Annotated in this window: 20 protein-coding genes and 1 pseudogene; 13 read left to right on the forward strand and 8 right to left on the reverse strand. The window is 69.4% G+C overall.

Features of this window, described 5'->3' with window-relative positions; genetic code table 11:
- Positions 1 to 10 precede the first annotated feature (10 nt).
- Genes ACIBLC_RS10405 through ACIBLC_RS10425 form a run of 5 tightly spaced genes read left to right on the forward strand, consistent with a single transcriptional unit; the run spans position 11 to position 4,434 of the window.
- Positions 11 to 577 (forward strand): aromatic-ring-hydroxylating dioxygenase subunit beta, encoded by a 567-nt coding sequence (locus ACIBLC_RS10405; RefSeq protein WP_399210357.1) that lies wholly within the window; start codon positions 11 to 13, stop codon positions 575 to 577.
- 39 nt (positions 578 to 616) lie between these two features.
- Positions 617 to 1,477 carry an alpha/beta fold hydrolase gene (locus ACIBLC_RS10410; RefSeq protein ID WP_399210358.1) on the forward strand — a complete coding sequence of 287 codons (861 nt, stop codon included), beginning with the start codon at positions 617 to 619 and terminating at the stop codon, positions 1,475 to 1,477.
- Positions 1,474 to 2,370 carry a 3-(cis-5,6-dihydroxycyclohexa-1,3-dien-1-yl)propanoate dehydrogenase gene (gene hcaB, locus ACIBLC_RS10415; RefSeq protein WP_399210359.1) on the forward strand — a complete coding sequence of 299 codons (897 nt, stop codon included), beginning with the start codon at positions 1,474 to 1,476 and terminating at the stop codon, positions 2,368 to 2,370. The genes ACIBLC_RS10410 and hcaB overlap by 4 nt, the downstream gene beginning before the upstream one ends.
- A gap of 20 nt (positions 2,371 to 2,390) precedes the next feature.
- Positions 2,391 to 3,974 carry an AMP-binding protein gene (locus ACIBLC_RS10420; RefSeq protein ID WP_399210360.1) on the forward strand — a complete coding sequence of 528 codons (1,584 nt, stop codon included), beginning with the start codon at positions 2,391 to 2,393 and terminating at the stop codon, positions 3,972 to 3,974.
- Between the two features lies 1 nt (position 3,975).
- A complete protein-coding gene (locus ACIBLC_RS10425) occupies positions 3,976 to 4,434 on the forward strand; it encodes a GNAT family N-acetyltransferase (protein WP_399210361.1) in 459 nt (152 codons plus the stop codon).
- A 40-nt stretch (positions 4,435 to 4,474) separates the two neighbouring features.
- Here the strand turns inward: ACIBLC_RS10425 and ACIBLC_RS10430 are convergent, their stop codons facing one another.
- On the reverse strand, positions 4,475 to 5,857 hold the full coding sequence (locus ACIBLC_RS10430; RefSeq protein ID WP_399210362.1) for a Fic family protein: 1,383 nt from the start codon (positions 5,855 to 5,857) through the stop codon (positions 4,475 to 4,477).
- A 201-nt stretch (positions 5,858 to 6,058) separates the two neighbouring features.
- Here ACIBLC_RS10430 and ACIBLC_RS10435 point away from each other — a divergent pair.
- Positions 6,059 to 6,885, forward strand: a protein-coding gene (locus tag ACIBLC_RS10435; protein WP_399210363.1) for an IS5 family transposase whose coding sequence is annotated in 2 segments (ribosomal slippage) — positions 6,059 to 6,427 and positions 6,430 to 6,885 — 825 coding nt in all. Because the reading frame shifts where the segments join, the coding sequence is not laid out codon by codon here.
- Between the two features lie 9 nt (positions 6,886 to 6,894).
- On the opposite strand, the gene ACIBLC_RS10440 is transcribed toward ACIBLC_RS10435, so the two are convergent.
- The gene (locus ACIBLC_RS10440; protein ID WP_399210364.1) at positions 6,895 to 7,170 is read right to left on the reverse strand and encodes a DUF6401 family natural product biosynthesis protein; all 276 of its coding nucleotides are present in this window, start codon (positions 7,168 to 7,170) and stop codon (positions 6,895 to 6,897) included.
- A gap of 284 nt (positions 7,171 to 7,454) precedes the next feature.
- Between ACIBLC_RS10440 and ACIBLC_RS10445 the strand changes: the two are divergent.
- Positions 7,455 to 7,595: pseudogene (locus ACIBLC_RS10445) on the forward strand (UDP pyrophosphate phosphatase); the annotation flags it as partial.
- A 35-nt stretch (positions 7,596 to 7,630) separates the two neighbouring features.
- Here ACIBLC_RS10445 and ACIBLC_RS10450 read toward each other — a convergent pair.
- Complete coding sequence (locus tag ACIBLC_RS10450) at positions 7,631 to 8,191, reverse strand: carboxymuconolactone decarboxylase family protein (RefSeq protein WP_399210365.1); 561 nt, start codon at positions 8,189 to 8,191, stop codon at positions 7,631 to 7,633.
- 281 nt (positions 8,192 to 8,472) lie between these two features.
- Between ACIBLC_RS10450 and ACIBLC_RS10455 the strand changes: the two genes are divergently transcribed.
- Positions 8,473 to 8,748 carry a winged helix-turn-helix transcriptional regulator gene (locus tag ACIBLC_RS10455; protein ID WP_399210366.1) on the forward strand — a complete coding sequence of 92 codons (276 nt, stop codon included), beginning with the start codon at positions 8,473 to 8,475 and terminating at the stop codon, positions 8,746 to 8,748.
- 83 nt (positions 8,749 to 8,831) lie between these two features.
- Positions 8,832 to 9,011 carry a hypothetical protein gene (locus tag ACIBLC_RS10460; protein ID WP_399210367.1) on the forward strand — a complete coding sequence of 60 codons (180 nt, stop codon included), beginning with the start codon at positions 8,832 to 8,834 and terminating at the stop codon, positions 9,009 to 9,011.
- A gap of 67 nt (positions 9,012 to 9,078) precedes the next feature.
- On the opposite strand, the gene ACIBLC_RS10465 is transcribed toward ACIBLC_RS10460, so the two are convergent.
- Complete coding sequence (locus ACIBLC_RS10465) at positions 9,079 to 9,819, reverse strand: SDR family NAD(P)-dependent oxidoreductase (RefSeq protein ID WP_399210368.1); 741 nt, start codon at positions 9,817 to 9,819, stop codon at positions 9,079 to 9,081.
- A gap of 239 nt (positions 9,820 to 10,058) precedes the next feature.
- Between ACIBLC_RS10465 and ACIBLC_RS10470 the strand changes: the two genes are divergently transcribed.
- The 3 genes from ACIBLC_RS10470 (at position 10,059) to lnt (ending at position 14,506) form a co-directional block, all read left to right on the forward strand.
- Positions 10,059 to 12,119 (forward strand): restriction endonuclease, encoded by a 2,061-nt coding sequence (locus ACIBLC_RS10470; RefSeq protein WP_399210369.1) that lies wholly within the window; start codon positions 10,059 to 10,061, stop codon positions 12,117 to 12,119.
- Between the two features lie 154 nt (positions 12,120 to 12,273).
- On the forward strand, positions 12,274 to 12,759 hold the full coding sequence (locus ACIBLC_RS10475) for a nuclear transport factor 2 family protein (protein ID WP_399210370.1): 486 nt from the start codon (positions 12,274 to 12,276) through the stop codon (positions 12,757 to 12,759).
- Positions 12,760 to 12,931: 172 nt separating this feature from the next.
- Entirely contained in the window at positions 12,932 to 14,506 is a 1,575-nt protein-coding gene (gene lnt, locus ACIBLC_RS10480) for an apolipoprotein N-acyltransferase (RefSeq protein ID WP_399210371.1), read from the forward strand.
- Here the strand turns inward: lnt and ACIBLC_RS10485 are convergent.
- Complete coding sequence (locus tag ACIBLC_RS10485) at positions 14,424 to 15,335, reverse strand: Gfo/Idh/MocA family protein (protein WP_399210373.1); 912 nt, start codon at positions 15,333 to 15,335, stop codon at positions 14,424 to 14,426. The genes lnt and ACIBLC_RS10485 overlap by 83 nt on opposite strands.
- A gap of 293 nt (positions 15,336 to 15,628) precedes the next feature.
- Here ACIBLC_RS10485 and ACIBLC_RS10490 point away from each other — a divergent pair, with 293 nt between their 5' ends.
- A complete protein-coding gene (locus ACIBLC_RS10490; RefSeq protein WP_399210374.1) occupies positions 15,629 to 16,090 on the forward strand; it encodes a hypothetical protein in 462 nt (153 codons plus the stop codon).
- 89 nt (positions 16,091 to 16,179) lie between these two features.
- Here ACIBLC_RS10490 and ACIBLC_RS10495 read toward each other — a convergent pair whose 3' ends face one another.
- The 3 genes from ACIBLC_RS10495 to ACIBLC_RS10505 all read right to left on the reverse strand — a co-directional run bounded on the left by ACIBLC_RS10495 (position 16,180) and on the right by ACIBLC_RS10505 (position 19,239).
- Positions 16,180 to 16,761 (reverse strand): hypothetical protein, encoded by a 582-nt coding sequence (locus tag ACIBLC_RS10495; RefSeq protein WP_399210455.1) that lies wholly within the window; start codon positions 16,759 to 16,761, stop codon positions 16,180 to 16,182.
- 162 nt (positions 16,762 to 16,923) lie between these two features.
- On the reverse strand, positions 16,924 to 17,607 hold the full coding sequence (gene ung / locus ACIBLC_RS10500) for a uracil-DNA glycosylase (protein ID WP_399210375.1): 684 nt from the start codon (positions 17,605 to 17,607) through the stop codon (positions 16,924 to 16,926).
- 81 nt (positions 17,608 to 17,688) lie between these two features.
- The gene (locus ACIBLC_RS10505; RefSeq protein ID WP_399210456.1) at positions 17,689 to 19,239 is read right to left on the reverse strand and encodes an ABC transporter substrate-binding protein; all 1,551 of its coding nucleotides are present in this window, start codon (positions 19,237 to 19,239) and stop codon (positions 17,689 to 17,691) included.
- Between the last annotated feature and the right edge of the window lie 253 nt (positions 19,240 to 19,492).

Genomic DNA, 19,492 nt, shown 5'->3' on the forward strand with positions numbered 1-19,492 from the left:
CACCGTGAGCATGACGACAGATACGACCGGGTCGCGCGCGGGGACGCGCGCCGACCGCGACATCCACTTCGAGGTCGAGCAGTTCTACTTCGAGGAGGCGGCTCTCCTCGATGACGGCCGTTTCGCGGACTGGCTCGACCTTCTCGCCGAGGACCTCGACTACTGGATGCCGACCCGCACCAACAGGCTGCGCCGCCAGCAGGCGCTGTCGGTGGCAGCACGCGGCGAGGCCGCCTTCTACGACGAGACCAAGGAGAGCCTCGCCTGGCGTATCCGCCGCTTCGACTCGGGAATGGCCTGGGCCGAGGACCCGCCGTCCAGGACACGTCACCTCATCACCAACGTGATGGTGCGCCACGTCGACCCGGCGGAACACGAGGGATTCACCAACAGCGACCTCTGGGTCCGCTCGGCGTTCCTCGTCCACCGCAGCCGCCTGGAGCGGGAGGAGAACCTCTTCGCCGGGTGCCGCACCGACATCCTGCGGCGCACCGCGGACGGGCTGCGCATCACCCGGCGCACCATCCTCCTCGACCAGAACATCCTTCAGGCGAAGAACATCTCGACCTTCTTCTGATGCCGCCCGCCTCCGGCATCCCTCCCGATGGGACACCTCGTGACCGACCTCCAGCTCAAGCACCACCGATTGACCACCACACTCGGCGACATCGCCGTGGCCGAGACCGGCGAGGGTCCCGTGCTCGTCATGCTGCACGGCGGAGGCCCCGGGGCCTCGGGCCTCAGCAACTACCGACAGAACCTCACCGCTCTGGCACGGCACTTCCGGATCGTGCTGCCCGACCAGCCGGGCTTCGGCGGCAGTTACCGTCCCACCGCCGACGACCTGTCCGAGCGGTCGATCACCGAGATCACCGTCGACGCGCTCTGTCAGGCGCTGGACCGACTGGGTATCGACGCCTTCCATCTCCTCGGCAACAGCCTGGGCGGCGCCGCCGCGATCTCACTGGCGCAGACACGGCCCGAACGGGTCACCGGCCTCGTGCTGATGGCGCCGGGTGGCGGCTGGCTCCCCTTCGGCCCCACCCCGACCGAGGGGCAGAAGGAGATGTTCCGGTACTACAACGGGGGCGGGCCGACGGAGAAGAAGATGGCCTCCTTCATCCGCACCATGGTCTTCGACCACCGGCAGTTCGGTGAGGACGTCGTCAGAGCACGCTACGAGGCCTCCCTCGACGAGAGCCACATCGCCTTCTACCACGCCTACAACGCCGCCTTCGCCGAGCGGGGCGGCATGGACCCGCTCTGGCGTGACCTGCACAAAATTACGGCGCCGACCCTGCTCCTGTGGGGCCGCGACGACCGCACCATCACGCTGGACGGCGCGCAGCTGATGCTCAAGCAGATCCGCGACGTGCAGCTGCACGTCTTCGGGCGGTGCGGCCACTGGGTGCAGCTGGAACGGCAGCGCGAGTTCGAGGAACTGGTCACCGGTTTCCTGGCGGCGGTGGCTCGATGAGCGGCGGAGCGATGGCCGACGGCGCGATGGACGACGGCGCGATGAGCGGCGAGGCGATGCGCGGCGGCTGGATGGACGGATACTCCACTCTGATCACCGGCGGCGGCACCGGCATCGGACGGGCGGTCGCCGAGCGTTTCCTCGCCGAGGGAGCCTCGGTCACCGTCTTCGGACGACGCCAGGAGCAGTTGGACGAGGTCGTGAACGCCGCCGCGCACCCGGAGCGGGTCCACACGGTCGTGGGCGACGTACGCGACTCGGACCGGCTGCACACGGCCGTCACCGAGACCGTGGAGCGGTTCGGGAAGCTCGACACGCTCGTGGCCAATGCCGGCGTGTGGGACTACCAGCGTTCCCTCACCCGGCTCGGGGCGAAGGAGCTCGACACCACCTTCGACGAACTGTTCTCGATCAACGTCAAGGGCTACCTCCTGTCCGCGGAGGCCGCCTGGCGAGAGCTGGTCAGGACACGGGGCAGCATCGTCATGACCCTCTCGAACGCCTCGTTCTACGTGAACGGCGGCGGCCCCCTCTACACCGCGAGCAAACACGCCTGCCTGGGCCTGATGAGAGAACTGGCCTATGAACTGGCCCCCAAAGTACGGGTCAACGGTGTCGCCTGCGGCGGCATGAACACCGACCTGCGAGGCCCGGAATCCCTCGACCTGGCAGAGCGCTCCATCTCGGCGTCGTTCGCCAGGAAGGGGCCGGACACCCCTCCCCCGTTCATTCCCCTGCACGACTCCAGTACGGACCCCCGTGACTTCACCGGGTCCTACGTACTGCTCGCGGCCCGCGATCAGAGCGGGCCCATTACCGGTCAAGCCATCTCCGTCGACGGCGGCATCGGCGTACGCGGGTTCGCCCGGCCCGCCGGCGGCGACGATCTGTGACGCTCAACGAGGAGCCGACAGTGCCAAGACCCCTCTCCCACACCCCCGGCCCTGTGGTCGACCTGAACACCGCCGCGGCGGTCGCACGCAACGCCCGCCACCGAGGCGACTCGACCGCCATCGGCTACCCGGGCGGTGATCTGACCTACGCCGAACTCGACGAGAAGTCCGCCCGTCTGGCGACCGTGCTCTCCGAAGGAGGGACCGCCGACGGTGACCCGGTTGCCTACCTGGGCCTGAACAGCCCCGCGTTCTTCGTGACGATGCTGGCGGCCTTCCGCATCGGCGCTCTCTTCGTCCCGGTCAACTTCCGTCTGGCGGACCCCGAACTGATCCAGGTCCTGACCCGCAGCGAGGCGGGCGTCGTGGTCTGCGAGGAGGGACACCGGGCGAGTGTCGAAAGGGTCCGTGACCGGACGCGTCTCGCCCGCTTGCTCCTCGTGGACGACGACCCGCAGGTGCCGGCGACGGAAGCGGACGGATGGGAACCCTGGGCCGCGGCCATCGCCGCGTCCGCCCCGGCCGTCGGCGTGGCGGCCAAGCACGCGGACGAGCCCGCGATCCTCATGTTCACCTCGGGCACCACAGGCGTGCCCAAGGGCGTCGTCCTGACTCACGGCAACGTGTGGTGGAACGCCGTCAACGTCGAGATGATGCTGGACACACGCCGGAACGACGTCACCTATGCGGCGGCTCCGCTGTTCCACATCGGAGCCTTGAACAGCTTCGCCCTCCGCACCCTGACCCGTGGCGGCACCGTGCTCGTCAGGCGGACCTTCGACCCCCAGGGCTGCGTCGACGACCTCGTGGATCATCAGGTCAACTCGATGTTCGGCGTCCCCCAGATGTTCGCGACCCTTGCCCGGGTGCCGGGTTTCTTCGACAGCGACCTGAGCGCGCTGCGGGCCGTCGTCGTGGCGGGTGCGCCCGTCGCGCCTGCCCTGATCCGGACGTACGCCGAGCGGGGCGTGCTGCTCCAGCAGGCATGGGGGCTCACCGAGACGTCGCCCTTCGCCACGCACCTGCCCGTCGAACGGACCACCGACAAGCTGGGTTCGGCGGGCTTGCCGATGCCCTACACCCAGGTCCGCGTGGTCGACGTGCTCACCGGCGAACCCGTCGCGGACGAGGCTTCCGGAGAGATCGTCGTCCGCGGCCCGAACGTCACCCCGGGCTACTGGAACGACCCCGAGGCCACCGCGGCGGCCTTCGACGAACAGGGATGGTTCCATTCCGGAGACATCGGCTACCTCGACAAGGACGGATTCCTGTACGTCGTCGACCGGCTCAAGGACATGATCATCAGCGGCGGTGAGAACGTCTACCCCGCCGAGGTCGAGAAGGTCCTGGGCACCATGCCCGGCGTGACCGACGTCGCCGTGGTGGGCGTGCGGGACGAGAAGTGGGGCGAGGTCGTCGCGGCGGTGATCACCGTGGCCGAGGGGTTCGAGATCACTCTGGAGGACGTACGCGCGTACGGGGAAAGTCACTTGGCGAGGTACAAACTCCCCCTGCGTCTGAAGCTGGTGAACGACGTGCCGCGCAACGGATCCGGAAAACTGAACAAGCCGGTCATCCGGCGAATCGCCGCGGAAGAGAACTGACATGGTCACCGTGCCCCAGGTACCACAACTCACCCTGCGGCCCCCGTGGAACGTGCTCTCCACCCGCCCGACCCACTACTCGTCCGAGCTGCGTGTCCGGGGGCACTCCGCACAACTCACCGTGCGCGTCGAGCGTTGCGCGGCCGGCCGGCTGCGCAACGCCTACCCCGTGGGCGCCCACGACACCGAGGTCGGCGTCCACGGAACATGCCCGCCGGCCGCACTGCCGGACCTCCTGCAAGCGCTGACCGACGCCGTCACCGACGAGGACCCCCGGTGCCGCCGGGTCGTCTTCGCACCCGCCAGTACGGACCAGGCCTGCATCCGAGCCGCCGACGCCGCCGGATTCCGGTACGTCCTCGATGTGGACCTCGGTACGGAAGCGGTGAGTCTCCTCGTCGCGGAGCCGCTGTGGGTCACCCGAACGGACATGGATCTGGACCGGGTTCCGGGGTCCTGACTGGTGACGGCGCCCGGCCCAAGTGATCGGTTCTGGCTACTCAGTCCGGTTCCGTGGCGGCCGATGCGGCGGTGCGCCGGGGCTGCGCGAGATGGAGAGCGATGTAACGGCCGAGGATCAGCGGGTCCTGGGGATCGTCGGCCTGGAAGGTGATGCGACGCAGCAGGGTGACTCCGTCGAGACCGACTCCCTCGCGCGCGAGGATGAAGACGAGGGTGAGGAAGGCGGACCGGGCGTTGCCGTCGTCAAAGGGATGGAAGAAGCAGACATCGAGATAGGCACGGGCGGCGCGGGCGATCAGACCGACAGGGCGGCCGGTATCCGTCGCGCTCTCGGCCAGACAGGTTTCGAAGCGGGCACAGGTGTCCGGTCCGATGCCGTAGCGTTCCCGGCCACCTTTGGCGAACGCGGGCGAATCGCGGAACGGCGGCGGCGCCGGTGTGCCCAGGATGTGCTGCTGCCAGCTGCTGAGCACTGCGAAGTCGAGCCGTGTTCCGCATGCCGCGTCGGCTCGTACCAGTTCGAGCGCGCTGAGCAGCCCCTCGGCGCGGGCAGGGTCGACAGCGCCGTCGAAAACACGGATGTCCTCCGCCACGCCGTCGAGGACGGGCACCACCGGCCCCTCCACGGCGCCGTCCTGGATCTCGTACCACGGCACCGATTCGCGCACCGCGAGCCAGCGCCGCAGATGGTCCGCGGCAGGCGCCTCCGAGTCCGTGCCGCCGTCGTCCGGTCGCAGGGAAAGTGCGAGCTGTTCCGCGACGTCGTCGACCAGTACCGTGCCGGGGCCGGTCCAGCTACGGAAACGTCCGCCGATCGCCTCGTCGACCAGGTCGGTCGCCACGTCGGGCGCGACTCCCCAGCGTGTGAGGAACCAGATGAGCACCTGTCGGCAGTGCCCGTGCCAACCGCTGCCGCATCCAGTCCGGTCGACGACCTGCAGGATCAGGTTCCGTGCCGCGCGCTCCCACAGGAGCCGCTGATCTTCGATAGCGGCGAGGTCCAGCGGGTACGCCTCAAACCACGCCGCAAGAGTCTCCAACCACTCGCGCCATTCCGACAGAGACGCGACGACACGGTCAAGCGTCTCTTCCGGTGTGGTGATCGAGTCCCGCGGGCAGCACCAGTTCCCGACCGGCCCTCCGTCGAAATCCCCCTCGTCGTGCGACCAACGCCACCCCACGACCCAGCGACCGTAGCGCTGGACGAGCGCGTGCGACATCGCGTAGGCCCAGGAATCGCCCTCGCCGTGACTCCAGGCAGTCATCCTCGAATCGCCAAGAGGAAGGTCGGGCCGACGAGGCACCCATTGGGCAGGGCCGGTCATCCCCACCACCTGCGCTACGGACGCCTCGTCGAACGGATTTCGGGCGGGATCCACTTCGTCCCAGCGCAAGGAAAAGGGAGTCAACTCAGAGATCACCGCACAAGCCTCCACGCCGATCTGGCGCCCGAGCAAATCAATATCCCCGAAACGGGAGCGCGGGCGTAGAACAACTCGGATGCGTCAGTCGGATGCGTCAATTCGTGTCACGACAAGGAGGAGGGGCGACATCATCGGAGGAGCACGGCCACCGCGGCTGCGAGGAAGAGCACTCCTCCGGTAAGACGTCATCTCATTTGGATGGGTAAGCTGCCAGTCGTGGCGAGGATCGTTGAGCGGCTGGTGCCGGATGAGTTGTGGGAGCTGTTCCAACGGGTGGTGCCGGAGGCGCCGGCGCGGCCTCAGGGTGGGGGCCGACGTCGGTATGGCGACCGCGAAGTGCTGGCTGCGATCGCCTTCGTGGCGACCTCGGGCTGCACGTGGCAGCAGTTGCCGACCGCGTCGTTCGGGCCGTCCGGTGCGACGGCTCACCGGCGTTTCGCCGAGTGGTCGAAGGCCCGGGTGTGGGCCAAACTCCACCGCCTGGTGCTTGACGAACTCGGATCCCGTGGGGAGTTGGACTGGTCGCGGTGCGCGATCGACTCGGTGAACGTGCGGGCCCTGAAAAGGTGGAGCTGGCAGGTCCGGATCCTGTAGACCGGGGTAAGTACGGGTCAAAGATCCACTTGATCACGGAGCGGACGGGACTGCCCCTGTCCATCGGCATCTCGGGCGCCAACACGCACGACAGTCAGGCGCTGATCCCCCTGGTGAAGGGCATACCGCCGATCCGCTCCCGCCGGGGGCCCCGGCGGCGCAGGCCCCACAAACTCCACGCCGACAAGGGCTACGACTACAACCACCTGCGTCGATGGTTATCCAGCCGAGGGATCCGGCATCGCATCGCCCGCAGGGGAATTGAGACCTCGCAACGGCTCGGCCGCCACCGTTGGACCATCGAACGCACCATGTCCTGGCTCGCCGGATGCCGACGTCTGCACCGCCGTTACGAACGCAAGGCCGACCACTTTCTGGCCTTCACCAGCATCGCCTGCACCCTGATCTGCTACCGCAGACTCACCAAATGAGATGACTTCTCAGCCAAGCAGGTCGTGCCGTGTCATCAGCCAGCTGATGGCGGTGAGGCGGCACACCGCGTAGCCGTGGCCTACGGGTTCGCGCCAGTGCGTCTCGGTGAGGGCGTCGAGGAAGCTGAGGGCGTAGTCGGCGAGGTCTTCTCGGTGCGGGGGCTGGGGGATGAGCCCCGCGTGGTTCGCGGCGAGGCGGTCGCAGATCTCGGCGACGCGCTGGTCCACCGCGGCCACGAAGCCGGGCTCGAACGCGAACTCCGTGAAGCGGGGCGTGTAGGACATCGCGTGGCTGTTCATTTCCCCGCGCTGGGCCTTGCCCGATCGCTCTGGCCACCCTCGACGGAAGTGATCAGCCCCGGACACGCCGGACGCCCCGGTCACCGATCAGGTGGCGGCCTCCTCGGCGACTGATCCGCAATGCCGCCTGCCCCGCGTACGGTCCGCGCCGGACCTTCCGCCCGCCCCACAGCTACCCGCCTCAGCAAGTCCCTGCAGAAGAGCCACACCCAAAGAACTTGGCCGCCCGGAGCCCCGCGACGACTCGACCGCTAATTGGGATACGCGACTTGATCGCTCTGTTCATGGAATTTATTTCGACCAAGTCGTTCATGCCGTTCGTCTACTACCGCATCGCACTCGGCATCGTCATCATCGCGCTGGTGACGACGGGTGCGCTGAGCCCGCACGCGGCGGAGTCGGCGGGCTGACGGCTCCGGCGCCACAGGGCCGACGTGCCGATGATTCAACTCTCCGGCAGGGCGAGCGCCCAGGGTTCCGGCTCGATCCGCGCGCCGTTGGCGACGTAGGCGATCGTCCGGTACCAGCCCGCGAGGACGAGCAGCTCCAGGATCTCCTGTTCGTCGAGATGCTCCCGCAGTCCGCCCCACGCCTCATCGCTCAGCCGGGAGGTGGCGTGGAGTTCGTCCACGGCACGCAACAGCGCCGTCTGCCGTGCGGACCAGGCGGGGTCGTCGGGGTCACCGACCGCGGTGAGAGTGGCCTGTTCCTGGCTGAGTCCGGCCGCTTCGGCGAACACCACCATGTGGATGCCCCACTCGTACGCGCATCCGGAGCGGGCCGCGACGCGATCGATCACGAGTTCGCGGTCGGCGTCGCTCAGCCGGCCGTGGAAGAGGAGCGCCTCGCCCAGCACCTGCATGCGCGAGGCCAGTTCGGGGTGGCGTACCAGGACCTTGAAGAGCATCAGGGGTTCTTGGGCGGCGCCGGGCGGCATCCACTTGCGTAGCGCGTGGTCGATCTCGGGCTCGTAGGGCGGCGTGACGCCGTCGATGCGTTGTTTCATGTCCCGCACTGTTGCGCTTCTGAATTCGAAGCGCAAGGGTGTGAAGTGAGCAACTCCAGCCGAGAGGTACTCACTTGAACACACCACGCGATCCGGACCAGACCGCCGCCGATGTCTCTTCAGCCGGCGTCCGGGCACCCGGCACACCAGCACCAGCACCAGCACCAGGCAGCACGACACCCGGCACTCGCGCGCTCGGCCCCACAACGCCCGGCACTGCAACGCCCGATACCCCGGCGCCCGGCAGCCCGGTGCGCGGCTCGACGAGCGGCCGCCCCGTCATGGCGGCGCTGGACCTCCTCGGCCGGCGCTGGACGCTGCGCGTCATCTGGGAGTTGCGCAGCGGGGGCGCCCCGATCGGCTTCCGGGACCTCCAGCGGCGCTGCGACGACATGTCCTCCAGTGTTCTGTCCACCCGCCTGACGGAACTCCGCGAGGCGGGCGTCGCGGCGTCGACCGCCGACTCCGCCTGGCAACTCACCCCGCTCGGCGACGACTTGGTGAGCGCGATGGGCCCGCTGCTGGACTGGTCCCGCACCTGGGCCGAGGGCCGGTGAGCACGGCGGCCGTGACCCAAAACATACGGTCTGAGTAGCCGTCCGGTAGCGGACTGTCAGTCCTTGCCCCTACGCTTGCTTCCATGTTCCCCGATTTCGTGCCCTCTGGTTCCGTGCGGTCTGCCGCCGCGGTGAACGAGCAGATCCGCGCGCTGTGGATGCGCGCGGGCGGCTCCCTCTCGGCGCAGGAGCGCGCGGAGTACGAGCTGTTGGTCGTGGAGTGGGCCAAGGCGATACGCGCCGAGATGCTCGAGGCCGCGTGAAGTCAGAGGCCTGAGCGGCCACCCCGGCGGGCGGCGCTTCCACGGTTGAGTCGAGCCCCGGCGGACCTCAGCGTCCTCCCGACACCCGCAGCACAGTCCCCGTCGTGTACGAGGCGTCCGGTGACATCAACCAGGCGATGGCGGCGGCGATTTCCTCCGCCTGGCCGACCCGGCGGAGCGGGATGGACGACGCGTAGCGCTCGGCCCGCCCCGGATCACCCATCGTCGCGTGCATCTCGGTGTCGATCATTCCGGGCGCGACGGCGTTGACGCGGATGCCGTCGGGTCCCAGTTCCTTGGCGAGGCCGATCGTCAGGGCGTCGACGGCCGCCTTGCTGGCCGCGTAGTGGACGAACTCCCCCGGACTGCCGAGCGTCGCCGCCGCCGAGGAGACGTTCACGATGACTCTGCTCCCCCAGGCCGCCATCGAGCGGGCCGCCCGGCGCGAACACAGCAGCGTGCCCAGGAGGTTGACCTCCACCACTCGCCGCAGATCAGCGGGGTCGGCGTCCGCGAGCCTGCCGAGCGGGCCGGTCACCCCCGCGTTGTTCACCAGCCCTGTCACCGGTCCCAGTCGGTCCGCCGCCGTGTCGAACAACCGCTCCACGTCGGCCTCGTCGGAGGTGTCCCCACGGACCGTGACACAACGCGCCCCGGCGGCCCGGACGGCGGAGGCGGTCCATTCCGCGGCCGCGCCGTCACTGACGTATCCGAGCACGATGTCGTGCCCGTCGGCCGCGAGTCGCGTACAGGTCGCGGCACCGATCCCCCGGCTGCCGCCGGTGACGACCGTGACAGGACGTGGCATGAGTGCCTCCTCGCAGCACGACGGAATCACTCTACGATCGCAGACCTACCGGCGTGGACGCGTCACCGCCCTGGCTACTCCCCAGTCACTTGACCTGCCCGGATGACCCGAGTCTGTTGCCCTTGCCGAGCGGATATGCGTGACGGGGATTACTGGATAGAGTCGTTCCCTTACATCTGGTTGTGGGGACAACCAACATGCCTTTCGGCTGCCAACGTCCTGGGGAGGGCCTGCAGCAAATGAGTCGTCGCTCTACTGGTTTTGTCGGCGTGTGGGCTGAGGTGCAACGGCAGCAGCAGCGCCAGTTGGAAGCCGAATCCAGACAGCGGAGACAAGAGGCTCAGCAGGCGCGGGCCTATCAGCGGCGGGCCGCCCAGAATCAGCGCGAGTACCGGCAGGCGGAGGCGCTGCGGCGCACGGAGGAACTGGACGCCCAGGTCGCGTCGTTGCAGGGCCTCCTCGCCTCGGGTTGCCGGGCCCCGGCTTTCCGGGCCTCCTCACTCGTCCGACGGGAGGAGATCCAGCCCTTCGCTCCGGGACCGTTGGCGCAGCCCGTACCCATGCCGGATTTCAACCAGTACCAGACGCAGGCCGGTTGGACCGCGAGCCGTCGGGCGCAGGCCCAGGCCGAGGCGCAGGTGCGCTTCGAGCGGGACTGGCAGGCCGCGCAGGCCGCGGAAGCCCACCGCCGACAGCAACTCGCTTCTTACCAGCGGGAGTACCAGCAGTGGGCCGATGCCCAGCTGGCCGAGGTCCGTGGGCACAACGCCGGCGTCGTCGCGACGACCGAGGGGGTGCGCCGCCGGGACCCCGATGCCGTGGTCGAGTACTTCACCGCCGCTCTGTACGCGTCCACGGCGTGGCCCGAGGGTTTCCCGCGCCAGGTTGCGGCGGCCTACGACTCTGCCGCGCAACAGCTGGTGCTGGACTGGGAGTTGCCCGCCCTCGGCATCGTCCCGGAGGTCAAGTCCGTCCGGTACATGTCCGGGGTCGGCCAGGACAAGGAGACCCCCCGTCCGGTGGGCCAGCGTCGGGCTCTTTACACCGAGGTCGTCGCGCAGTGCATGCTGCTCGTGCTCCACGAGCTCTTCGCCGCGGACGAGTTGGGCGCGCTCGAGTCCGTGTCCCTGAACGGGTTCGTGGACGGACACGACCCCACGACGGGCAGGCCGGGCCATATCTTTCTCGCCACGGTGATGGCTCCGCGCTCTTCGTTCCGTGGCCTGCACCTGGCGCAGGTGGACGCGGGCAGCTGCCTGACCGACGGACTGCGCGGGCAGTTGTCGGCGCGACCGGACCAGCTCACGCCCGTACGGCCGAGCCGTCGGCCCCAGGATGTGGGAAACCGCGTTGTCGCGCACGGCAGTGACGAGGAACCGGACCTGTACGAGATGGATCCGGTCGCGTTCGAGAACGTCGTCGCCGAACTCTTCCGGGCCATGGGGATGCAGGCGGTGACGACCCAACGATCGAACGACGGCGGGGTGGACGTCGACGCGCTGGATCCGACGCCCATCCGCGGCGGCAAGATCGTCGTGCAGGTGAAGCGCTATCGCCACACCGTGCCTCCCACCGCCGTACGCGACCTGTACGGCACCGTGCAGGACGCCGGCGCCAACAAGGGTGTCCTGGTGACGACATCAGGGTTCGGGCCCGGCTCGCACACCTTCGCCAACGGCAAGCCGCTCGAACTCATCTCGGGCAGCGAGCTGGTCGACCTGCTGCATCGCCATGGGCTGCGTGGGCGACTCGGCGAGAGCGGCCGTACAGCCACGGCACAGCCGACGCCCACCGTTGTGGACACCCGGCTGCCCGACGACTACAACGTTCTGGGCATGTCGTGGACGGGGAACGTCGCCCTGGACGTCTGCGCTCTCGTCTGCCAGGGCAACCGCGTTCTCAGTGACGACCACTTCGTCTTCTACAACAACTCCCGGACTCCGGACGGATCCGTGCGGGCCCTTCCGGCCACCGCGCCCGACAAGGCAGCGATCTGCGTCTCCTTCGACGGACTGCCGTCGGAGGCCGACCGGTTGGTCCTCGTCGCCGCCGTCGACCCCGAGGTCGACGCGGACGCCGACCTCTCCGAATTCTCCGACGCCCGCATCCGGCTGCTCGATCCCGCGATGACCGAGCTGGGCCGCCTGGAGGTCTCCGACGGCCGCCCCGGGGAAACCGCCCTGGTCCTCGGCTCCTTCCGCCGAAGGCCCAACGGCGACTGGGACTTCGTCCTCGGCGGCAAGGGCTACCCGGGCGGCCTCGAAGAACTCGTCCAGGACTTCGGCATAGTGGTGGAGTAGAACCACCTGAGGTCCACCCGGCGACGCTGTCCGGCATCCGGGGGCGTGGTGAACGGGCGGGGTGGCTGCCGGGCAGGGCGTTCACGTCCGACCGCGGCTGAATATCACCGCTTAGCCCCTTGGCGTGGGACCCCCCGTAGCGAAGACTGATCCAATGACGCAGCGTGTGGAGCTCGCGACCGTGATGGACCGGTTTGCCGTGGATGGACTCGTCACCGAGTACGCGGTGGCAGTGGACGACGGCGACTGGGAGGGGTATCGGGGGCTGTTCGCGCCGGACGGACGCGCCGACTACCGCTCGGCCGGTGGAATCGAGGGAGACGCCGGACAAGTCGCGGAATGGCTTTCGCAGAGCATGGAACTGTTCACGATGCGGCAGCATCTGATCGTCAACCGGCGCGTACGGTTCGGGCGGCTGGAGAACGACACCGGTGACACGGCCCGGATCCAGGCGGACTACATCAACCCGATGAAGCTCGCCGGACCCGAAGGCGATTCCACCGCCCCCGACTTCGTGTGCGGCGGCCGCTACGCCTTCGGGCTGCTGCGTACGCAGGACGGCTGGCGACTGCGCGAGGTGGTCGTCCAGGAGAAGTGGCGCCGCACCTCGCAGGCACGCCAGGAGCCCGCCGCCACCTGATCGTCCTAAACCTCGGCTGCTGTGAGCGGCGGTGGCGACGCCGGTGTCGCGCCGGGAAACAGCCGCCGCCCCCGCACCCGACCGGGAACGATCCTCCCCGATCCGACACCCCCTGTCGGAGATCGTCCCCAACCCGCACACTGGAGGCACGCACCGGGGAGGGAGGCGACGAATGGACAGTCCCGAACGCCGGCTCGTCTCCCCCTGGCGGCGTGGCGTCCTCGGCGTTGCGGCCGGCGCGCTGCCCGTGTTCGCCTTCCCCGCCCCCTCCTTGTGGTGGTTCGCGTACGTCGCCCTCGTGCCCTGGATACTGCTGGTCCGCTCGGCCCCGACAGCGAAACGGGCCGCGTACGACGGCTGGCTCGGCGGGCTCGGTTTCATGCTGGCCGTGCATCACTGGCTGCTGCCGAGCCTGCATGTGTTCACAGTGGTGATAGCGGCGCTGCTCGGCGCGCTGTGGGCGCCCTGGGGCTGGCTCGTACGGCGGTTCCTCGGAGGCCTGCCCTCGCCGTGGCAGGTCACGGCCGCGCTCGTGGTGCTGCCGTCCGGCTGGCTGATGGTCGAACTCGTCCGGTCCTGGCAGGGGTTGGGCGGACCGTGGGGTCTGCTCGGATCCAGCCAGTGGCAGGTGGAGCCCGCTCTGCGGCTCGCCTCGGTCGGCGGGGTGTGGCTGCTCAGCTTCCTGGTGGTGGCGGTCAACGTCGCCGTCTCGGTACTCGTCGCGGTGCGCCGGGCCCGCCTACCCGCCGTGGCCGGCCTGGTCGCCACCGCCGCCGCGGCCTCGGCGGCCTGGGCCTGGTCGCCGCGCCCCGACGTGGACGGCAGGGTCCGGATAGCCGTGGTCCAGCCCGGTGTCATCGACGGCGTGGACAGCATCGACAAACGCTTCGCGCGTGAGGAGGCGCTCACCCGCACGCTCGCCGGGCAGGACCTCGACCTGATCGCCTGGGGCGAGAGCAGCGTCGGCTTCGACCTCGCCGCCCGGCCCGACCTGGCGGACCGAACAGCCACGCTGTCGCGGCTCACGGGCGCCGACGTCCTGGTCAACGTCGACGCGCGCCGCTCCGACCGGCCCGGCATCTACAAGAGCTCGGTCCTGGTGGGCCCTCAGGGCCCGACCGGCGACCGGTACGACAAGATGCGGCTGGTCCCCTTCGGCGAGTACGTGCCCGCGCGCGGCGTCCTCGGCTGGGCAACGTCCGTCGGCAAAGCGGCGGGCGAGGACCGCCGACAGGGCACCGAGCAGGTCGTGATGAACGTCGGGCACGGGCTCCGGATCGGCCCGATGGTCTGCTTCGAGTCGGCGTTCCCCGACATGAGCCGCCATCTCGCCCAGGACGGCGCCGAGGTGCTCCTCGCGCAGTCGTCCACCTCGAGCTTCCAGCGGAGCTGGGCCCCGGAGCAGCACGCCTCGCTCGCCGCGCTGCGGGCCGCCGAGACCGGCCGCTCGATGGTGCACGCGACACTGACCGGCGTCTCCGCCGTCTACGGCCCCAGCGGCGAGCGCGTCGGCTCCCGGCTCGGCACCGACGCGAGCGCGACCATGGTGTACGAGGTGCCACTGGCACGGGGTGTCACGCCGTACGTCCGGTTCGGCGACTGGCCGGTGTACACGGCCCTGCTGATACTGGCGGCCCTGTGCGCGACGGAAGTCACCCGCGCGTTCAGGCCGCGGCGGACTGTTCCTCCACCGCGAGTACCACCCGCTCGCACAGTTCGTGAGTCGCCAGCGCGTCCCGGGCGCTGAGCACCTTGCCCGCGCGCACGGAGTCCAGGAAGCCGAGCACCACCTGTTCGATACCGCGCTGCCTGGCCACCGGCACCCAGTCCCCCCGCCGTCGCACGGTCGGCTGTCCCTTGTGGTCGATCACCTCGGCGAGGTTGAGCACCTGCCGCTTGGTGTCCTGACCCGAGACCTCGAGGATCTCCTCCGCCGAACCGCTCAGCCGGTTCATCACGCCGAGCGCCGTGAAGCCGTCACCGGCGAGCTGGAGCACGACGTGATGCAGCAGCCCGCTCTCCACCCGGGCACGTACGGTCACGTCGTCGATGGGACCCGGCGCCAGGAACCGCAGGGTGTCGACGACATGGATGAAGTCGTCGAGAATCATGGTGCGCGGCTCCTCGGGCAGCCCGACGCGGTTCTTCTGCATCAGGATCAGCTCCCGCGGATGTTCGGCGCACTGCGCGTACCCGGGCGCGTGACGCCGGTTGAAGCCCACCGCCAGAGTGACGTTCCGCTCCTCCGCGAGCCGCACCAGCCGCTCCGAGTCGGCGAGTTCGTATGCGAGGGGCTTGTCGACGTACGTCGGTACGCCGGCCTCCAGCAGGCGCGTGACGATCTCGGGGTGCGCCACGGTGGCCGCGTGCACGAACGCCGCGTCGAGATCCTGGGCGAGCAGCTCCCCGAGGTCGGTGTGGCGCTGCCCCCGCGGGAGGTGCAGCCTGTCGGCCTCCTGGGCGAGCGTCGCGGGCGTGCGCGTCTGGAGATGCAGCTCGACACCCGGCTGCACACTCAGCACCGGCAGATACGCCTTCCGCGCGATGTCACCGAGTCCGATGCAGCCGACCTTCACGGGGGTCTCCTCATGGGGTGAGTCGCGGGTGGTGAGGCGCGTTGCGGGTTGCTGACCTCGCAGGAAAGCATACGGCCGTTGCGCCGGGCGCCTCAGGTCCGGTGCTCCGAGGGCGCACGATCCCGCCGCCGACCGACACGGACGAGGACTTCGACGGCGCCCTCCGGGAAGAGCTGCCACGGAGTCACCTCAGGGACGCCGGAGCCCTCCGGAGGAGCGGAAGGATCACCCGTGCGGGGCATCCTCCGCCGGTCCGCTCCCCAAAGTGGTCCGGACACAGCAGAGTTGCGCGGGTGCATCGATCAACCACGACCGCGACGCTCCTGGTCACCGTGGCTGTCACCGCCCTCTCCGGCTGTGTGTCCGTCCAGCGACCCTCTTCCTCCGGCCTGCCGCCCGCACCGTCCGGGCCCTCCCTGCCGCGTCCGGACAGCGAGGCCGAGCCGCAGATCGTGCAGGCACCGGCACGGGAGGCGCTGGAGCTCGTCGGCCCGCCCCGGAAGCCCTCGCCCAGCGCACCCGCCCCGCGCCGGGCGACTCCCCCACCGTCCGCCGCGGCCGCACCGGTCACCCCCGGCCGCCCTCGCAGCGCTCCGCGCGCCCAGCCACCCCGCCCCGCCCCGCGCGTCTCCGTCCCGTCCGTCGTCCCGGAGATCCCGACGGCCGCGGACGTGTGCGCCCTCGGCAGGAAGTACGGGGGCTGGACGGCGGACAGCCCGGAGGCGGTCATCTGCGAGGGGACGTACGGCCGCTGACGGAGCCGGCGGCTGCCGCGACGCGCCCGTCCGGCGGAACGATGGGCGCACCCTCCCGGGCTGCCACGCCGCCCGCGCCCGTCCAGCCGTCAGGATCGCCGTCTCGGCGGTCCCAGCGTTTCCCCTCCGGGCCCGCCGGAGGGGCCAGGGCCGCCCAGTGACCCGGGCCCCTCGCCCGACCCCGGCGTCCCGTCGCCTTCCCCGTCGAGCCGCAGCTCCAGACGGCCGATCGCCGCCCGGACCCCGTCCCCGTAGCTGTCGTCCCCGAGGGAGCCGACCGCGCCCCGTGCCCGGAGCAGATGGGTGCGGGCGGCCTGGGTGCGGCCGAGCTTCACGTAGTCGGCGGCGAGGTTCAGATGCAGCGACGGGTAGAACCCGAGCACCACGAGCGACTCGTGGTGCTCGGCGACCCTTCCGTCGGTGAGCTCCTCGGCCGCCGACAACGCCCTGAGGTCCCAGGCGAGTTCGTCCGAGGGGTCGTCCTGGGTGTCGGCCATGTAGTGCGCCAGCGTGCAGCGGTGCAGGGCGTCGCCGTCCTCGCCGATCTCCGCCCACAGGTCCAGGAAGCGGCCCCGGGCCTCCTCGCGATCACCGCCGTGGTGCAACATGACGGCCTGCCCGATCCGGGTCATCATGGTGTCCGGCGCTGCCTGCTCCTGTTGCTCCGCCACCGCGTCCTCCACAGGCTCGTCACTGATCATCACGACGCCAACGACGCTAACCGCAGCTACTGACAATCACGCTCAGGCGCCTCCGTACCCCGCTGGGCCAGGCCGGTGACGGCCGGACCGGACCAGCTCTCGCGAGCTCCGCCCGGCCCGGCGGCCCGAGGGTCAGCCCAGGTCCGGAATCCGCCAGTCGATCGCCTTGTGGGCCTGCCGGGCCACGGCCTCGTCGATCTGGGTGAACGGGCGGGACCCGAAGAACTTCTTGGCGGACAGCGGCGAGGGATGCGCCCCCTTCACCACCACGTGCCGCTCCTCGTCGATCAGGGGGAGCTTCTTCTGCGCGTAGTTGCCCCACAGGACGAAGACGGCCGGGTCGGGCCGGTCGGCTACGGCGCGGATGACCGCGTCGGTGAACTTCTCCCAGCCCTTGCCCTTGTGCGAGTTGGCCTCACCGGAGCGCACCGTGAGCACCGCGTTGAGCAGCAGCACACCCTGCTCGGCCCACGGCATCAGATAGCCGTTGTCCGGGATCGGGGTGCCCAGCTCCTCCTTCATCTCCTTGTAGATGTTCCGGAGGGAGGGCGGGGTCTTCACACCCGGGCGGACGGAGAAGCACAGGCCGTGTCCCTGGCCCTCGCCGTGGTACGGATCCTGACCGAGGATCAGCACCTTCACCCGCTCGTACGGTGTCGCGTCGAGCGCGGCGAAGACCTCCTCGCGAGGCGGGTAGACGGGGCCATTCGCGCGCTCCTCCTCGACGAACTCGGAGAGTTCCTTGAAGTAGGGCTGCTGCAGCTCCTCGCCCAGGACGTCGCGCCAGGACTCGGGCAGCATGGCGATATCGGTCACGTCAACTTCCTCCGATGTGCGGTCACTTCCGGAGCACTGAACCTACCGTCGCCCACTGACAGTCGGCTCCGGAGCCCCGCGCTACCAGCTGGTCTTCCGGTACAGCTCCCACATCGTCATGATCGTCGAGGGGTCCAGGGCGGCCTCGCCGCCCGAGATGTCCTCACTCGCCGCCAGGTACTGCTTGCCCTGCCACAACGGCAGCAGCCGGGCGTCGTCCACGAGGATCTGCTGAGCCTCCTCGAACTGCTTGACCACCGCTCCGCGGTCGGACTCACGGCGCGACGCGGGAAGCAGGTTGTTGGTGATGTGCGGCGACGGATAGGGCGTACCGAGCGCGTTCTCCTCGCCCACGAAGGGCGCGATGAAGTTCTCGGCGTCGGGGAAGTCGGCGAACCAGCCGCGCCCGAACACCGGGTACTCGCCCTTGCGGTAGCCCGCTTCGTACGTCTTCCAGGGGCGGCTCTTGAGGGTGACCGTGAACAGACCGGAGTCCTCGAGCTGGTTCTTGAGTTCCCGGAACTCGGGGGCGGTCTCGGAGCCGTAGCGATCGGTCGTGTACCAGAAGGTGAGCGGCACGCGCTCGGTGATGCCCGCCTCCAGGAGGAACTGCCGGGCCTTGGACGAACTGGGAGACCCGTAGTCGTCGAAGAAGCCCACCGTGTGTCCGGTCAGCCCCTTGGGGACCATCGAGTACAGCGGCTCGACGGTGTCCTTGTAGACCTTGTGCGCGATCACCGGCCGGTCGACGAGCTGGGCGACGGCCTTGCGGACGGCCGGCCTCGCGGCCCACGGGTCCTTCGGGTTGAACACCAGGTAACTGATCTCGGTGCCCGCCCCCTCGAAGAGCTGGATGCCGTCGTCCGGATCCTGCCCCCGGAGGGAGACGATGTCCGAGGCGGCGAGACCGCGGAAGGTGACGTCGATGTCCTTGTCCCGGAGGGCGCCGACCATCTCGGCGGAGTCCGGGAAGTAACGGATGGTCACCGCGTCGTTCTTGCGCTTGGCGAAGCCCTTGTAGCGGTCGTTCCTGACGAGTTCGGCCCGCTTGCCCTCCTCGTAGGAGCGCAGGTTGTAGGGACCGGAGCCGAATACCCGGCTGTCCTTGCGCAGGGCGTCGGCGGGGTATTCGTCGGGGTCGACGATCGACATGGCGGGCGTGGCCAGCACGAAGGGGAAGGTCGCGTCGGACTTGTTGAGCCGGAAGACGACCTCGCGGTCGCTCAGCGCCTGGACGCGTTCGAGGCTGCCCAGAAGTCCCGCGGGACCGCCGACGACACCGATCTTCCTGATCCGGTCGATCGAGTACTTCACGGCGCGGGCGTCGAGCGGGTCCCCGTCGGAGAACTTCATGTCCGCGCGCAGCACGCAGCGGTACGTACGGTTCGAGGAGTCCGTGAACTCGCAGCTCTCGGCCGCGTCCGGCGCGGGCTCGACCGCGCCGTGCGGGTAGCTCAGCAGCGTCTGGTAGATGTTGCGGAACAACTCCCAGGAACCGTCCCAGGAAGCGGCCGGATCCAGCGTGCTCGGAGCGCTGGTGGTGCCCACGACGATCGGTCCCTCGTCCTCGGACGAACCGGAGGAGAGGACACCACATCCGGCCACCATGGATATCGACGTGATCGCCGCCATCTGCCGCAGAAATCGGTTCCGGTTCCGACTGGACACGCGCTCGCTCCTCGATCTGCCGTACCAAGGGACGGCAGACCATACCGCAGTGCCCCACCGGTGGAAGCGCGTTCCCGGCAGGGCACTTGATCAGCACGTATGTGACTACGTTGTCATCCGGCTGTGCGTCCATCGCGGGTGGACACGAGGGCGGTTTCTGTCTACTTGCGCGTCGGCGTGAGGGGGTAGTTCCGTACGCCGGCGCGGGGGCAACTCG

It is taken from the genome of Streptomyces sp. NPDC050535, from assembly GCF_044457665.1.
Lineage (GTDB): Bacteria > Actinomycetota > Actinomycetes > Streptomycetales > Streptomycetaceae > Streptomyces.

What these genes read in the sequence shown, in the direction of transcription:
- ACIBLC_RS10440 (WP_399210364.1), bottom strand. Translation starts at nt 7,170, where the DNA reads ATGTCCTACACGCCCCGCTTCACGGAGTTCGCGTTCGAGCCCGGCTTC.
- hcaB (WP_399210359.1), top strand. Translation starts at nt 1,474, where the DNA reads ATGAGCGGCGGAGCGATGGCCGACGGCGCGATGGACGACGGCGCGATG.
- ACIBLC_RS10460 (WP_399210367.1), top strand. Translation starts at nt 8,832, where the DNA reads ATGTTCCCCGATTTCGTGCCCTCTGGTTCCGTGCGGTCTGCCGCCGCG.
- lnt (WP_399210371.1), top strand. Translation starts at nt 12,932, where the DNA reads ATGGACAGTCCCGAACGCCGGCTCGTCTCCCCCTGGCGGCGTGGCGTC.
- ACIBLC_RS10470 (WP_399210369.1), top strand. Translation starts at nt 10,059, where the DNA reads ATGAGTCGTCGCTCTACTGGTTTTGTCGGCGTGTGGGCTGAGGTGCAA.
- ACIBLC_RS10475 (WP_399210370.1), top strand. Translation starts at nt 12,274, where the DNA reads ATGACGCAGCGTGTGGAGCTCGCGACCGTGATGGACCGGTTTGCCGTG.
- ACIBLC_RS10465 (WP_399210368.1), bottom strand. Translation starts at nt 9,819, where the DNA reads ATGCCACGTCCTGTCACGGTCGTCACCGGCGGCAGCCGGGGGATCGGT.
- ACIBLC_RS10450 (WP_399210365.1), bottom strand. Translation starts at nt 8,191, where the DNA reads ATGAAACAACGCATCGACGGCGTCACGCCGCCCTACGAGCCCGAGATC.
- ACIBLC_RS10425 (WP_399210361.1), top strand. Translation starts at nt 3,976, where the DNA reads ATGGTCACCGTGCCCCAGGTACCACAACTCACCCTGCGGCCCCCGTGG.
- ACIBLC_RS10455 (WP_399210366.1), top strand. Translation starts at nt 8,473, where the DNA reads ATGGCGGCGCTGGACCTCCTCGGCCGGCGCTGGACGCTGCGCGTCATC.
- ACIBLC_RS10505 (WP_399210456.1), bottom strand. Translation starts at nt 19,239, where the DNA reads ATGGCGGCGATCACGTCGATATCCATGGTGGCCGGATGTGGTGTCCTC.
- ACIBLC_RS10405 (WP_399210357.1), top strand. Translation starts at nt 11, where the DNA reads ATGACGACAGATACGACCGGGTCGCGCGCGGGGACGCGCGCCGACCGC.